The sequence below is a fragment of the Caballeronia sp. genome (assembly GCF_049581465.1).
Classification (GTDB): Bacteria; Pseudomonadota; Gammaproteobacteria; order Burkholderiales; family Burkholderiaceae; genus Caballeronia.
Genome location: NZ_JBAUSA010000158.1, coordinates 1 through 2,674, shown reverse-complemented (window position 1 = coordinate 2,674; position 2,674 = coordinate 1). Strand labels below are relative to the sequence as shown.

Here is a 2,674-nt window from a genome sequence, read left to right as displayed (position 1 = left end):
AGTGTCACGGACCTCGAGCGATCTTTTGTCGGAACCCTGGTCCGTTGACGTTTCTCAAAACGCTTCTATCGAAAAATCGTCCCATCCTTATCGCAGACGAGCTCGCGGCGCTTTATTTGACCGAAATCTTTGTCGAGGCCAGGTGTCGAGGGGCGCTTGACGCGTTACATGTAACGGTTATAATAGCGCTTATCAACCGGAGAAGATCATGGCAGCCACCGTATCAGAGCGGGTCCGCACTCGTCGAGACAACCTACGGGCCGCTGGTTTGCGGCCAATCCAGATTTGGGTACCGGATACCCGTCGTCCCGGATTTGCGGAGGAATGCGCACGTCAGTCGGAAGTCATTCGCCAGAACGCGGCAGTGGAAAAGGAAGACATGGATTTTATGGAAAAGCTAATTGAGGACGAATGGGAATGAAGCGCGGCAGCATCATCACCGTTGCGCTTCAAGGCGACTTTGGCAAAGCTCGACCGGGACTCGTGATGCAGTCCGACTTGTTCTCCAACCACCCAACAGTCTCATTCCTCCAAATAACGAGCACGATCACCGCGGCTCCCTTGATCCGCGTCGACATTTACCCGACATCCGAAAATGGGCTAAACAAACACTCGCAGATCGCTGTCGACAAGATCTTCACAGTGCGGATCGAGAAGGTCGGGAGCGTAATAGGAGAATTGGACAGCGACACGCTGCTCGCCGTCAACCGCTTGATGGTCGTGTTCCTCGGGCTCGCGTAACGGAGAAAGATCCATGTGAATAGTTTTTCCTGATTCTCTCAGTTGTCCATATCATTGGCACGGGCGGTCCCACCGACGAGGCGGCCGCTAACTACACCACCGCAACATTCGCCGACCTCAAAGCCTGCAACACGGCAGCGCAGAAAACTCAAGAGCAGCTCGTCTACAACGATCTCGCTGGTCACGGCCAAAAGCTTCACGTCAACGCAGTTTGACTTCCGCAGTCAAGCCAGCAGTAGAACGACAAAACTTCACGGTCCATCGAAAGTGTGCCTTAACCGATCTCGGCGAGGCGCCTTTTTTCGTCCTGCATTTTCCCAAAACACGATTAGACTACCCTCACCCCAAGGAACCAACAATGAATGGAATTTTGTAATTCGTCCAGCCGCTACAAGGCCCGCGGGAGTGTGATCGACCTGACGGTGTGCCCTGAAGATTGGGCACGACGACGCTCTGCCATCCCAGGGCCGGCATCATTTGGGAAGCGAGGAATGCACCGACCATAGCGCCTGCGGGAAGCCCCAAGAGAACTCCAGTCATGACTGCACCACGGTGCCGCGCCGGCCAGTATTCTGACGCAAGTGCGAGAAGTACCGGCGTGCATCCGCCCATACCCAAACCTGCAACAAACCGCAAAACCAGGATGATGTCCGTGCTTTTCGCGAAGGCAGTGAGCAAGGACGCAACACTGAACATCGCAACGCCGCCCAGAAGTGCCGGGCGCCTGCCGGCACGGTCACCCAGTAAGCCAAGTGTCATCGCTCCAACGGTCATCCCAAGCGTGCCTGCAATTAAAATGGGGGCGAGCTCACTTGGCCGGAGACCGAACGCAGCGATGATGGCGGGTCCCGTATAGCCGATTGCCTGCGTATCGAAGCCGTCAAAAAATGTGGTCATAAAACATAAAGCAAATACGACCCACTGGAATCGACAGACCGGTTCTTGTCAATCAGCGCGGAAATGTCAGAGGTAGGGTTGCCGGCCCTCACCGCCGGTGCATAGCGAATCTTTTCGTACACCCCTTCCATTCCCACAGGGACAATTGCTTTACGTTCGTTCATGGAACGTGCCTCCTACAAAAGTTCGATGGCGATTATCTACACGCGAGGTCAGGGGTCAGCCGGTGTCACCGCCGGCAACTGGCAACACAGTGCCGGTGATATAGCTTGCCTCGTCCGAAGCGAGGAACAGAATCGGAGCGACCTGTTCGTCGATGCTGCCGTAACGCTTGAGAAAGGTCGATTCCGTGACCTGCTTCACCGCATCGTCCATCCAAGCTTTTTCCTGCTCGCTGTCGCCGGCAGTATTGCGAGGGACGCGTCGCGGAGGCGCGTCGGTTCCACCCGGCGCGGTGGCGACCACACGGATGTTGTGCTCTGCGTACTCCATCGCTAGTGACTGCGTCATCGCGTTGACGCCGCCCTTGGCCGCCGAATACGGTACGCGGCGGATACCCCGCGTGGCATTCGAGGAGACGTTAACAATGGTTCCACCGCCACGCTTGAGCAGGTGCGGCAACACAGCATGGCAGGCGTACAGCGTAGGCATCAGAGAGCGGCGAATTTCCGCATCAATCTGTGCTGGCTCGAACTCGGCGAACGGACGCATCCGAATCGCGCCACCGACACCGTTGACCAAGATGTCGATGGCGCCAAACTTGCTCACTGCAAAGGCCATCGCCGATGCCGCGCCTTCGTAGGTCTCGAGGTCGGCGATGAACCCTGCCGTGTCCGCGCCGCTCGCTTCGGCGGCAACTTCGGAGACGAAGTCGGCGCGGTCGACGAACAGCACTTTGCCACCTTCAGCGGCCGCACGAAGCGCTACGCCGCGGCCAATGCCCTGTGCAGCGCCGGTGACGACCATGACCTTGCCTGCGAATCGTTGCATGCTCATGCTGCCCTCGATGCTGCGTTGGGAGTGAACTTCTCATAGT

At 57.3% G+C, this 2,674-nt stretch carries 5 protein-coding genes; 2 read left to right on the top strand and 3 right to left on the bottom strand.

The window, feature by feature from the left end:
* Nucleotides 1–208 precede the first annotated feature (208 nt).
* Both WCA53_RS03990 and WCA53_RS03985 read left to right on the top strand, forming a co-directional pair.
* Entirely contained in the window at nt 209–421 is a 213-nt protein-coding gene (locus WCA53_RS03990) for an antitoxin MazE family protein (RefSeq protein ID WP_423905690.1), read from the top strand.
* Complete coding sequence (locus WCA53_RS03985) at nt 418–741, top strand: type II toxin-antitoxin system PemK/MazF family toxin (protein WP_423905688.1); 324 nt, start codon at nt 418–420, stop codon at nt 739–741. The genes WCA53_RS03990 and WCA53_RS03985 overlap by 4 nt, the downstream gene beginning before the upstream one ends.
* Nucleotides 742–1,080: 339 nt before the next feature.
* On the opposite strand, the gene WCA53_RS03980 is transcribed toward WCA53_RS03985, so the two are convergent.
* Genes WCA53_RS03980 through benD form a run of 3 tightly spaced genes read right to left on the bottom strand, consistent with a single transcriptional unit; the run spans nt 1,081 to nt 2,634 of the window.
* Nucleotides 1,081–1,638, bottom strand: coding sequence for an MFS transporter (locus tag WCA53_RS03980; protein WP_423905685.1), 558 nt, complete (start codon nt 1,636–1,638; stop codon nt 1,081–1,083).
* Entirely contained in the window at nt 1,635–1,802 is a 168-nt protein-coding gene (locus WCA53_RS03975) for a hypothetical protein (RefSeq protein WP_423905682.1), read from the bottom strand. The genes WCA53_RS03980 and WCA53_RS03975 overlap by 4 nt, the downstream gene beginning before the upstream one ends.
* A 55-nt stretch (nt 1,803–1,857) precedes the next feature.
* Nucleotides 1,858–2,634, bottom strand: coding sequence for a benzoate diol dehydrogenase BenD (gene benD / locus WCA53_RS03970; protein WP_423905679.1), 777 nt, complete (start codon nt 2,632–2,634; stop codon nt 1,858–1,860).
* Nucleotides 2,635–2,674 lie beyond the last annotated feature (40 nt).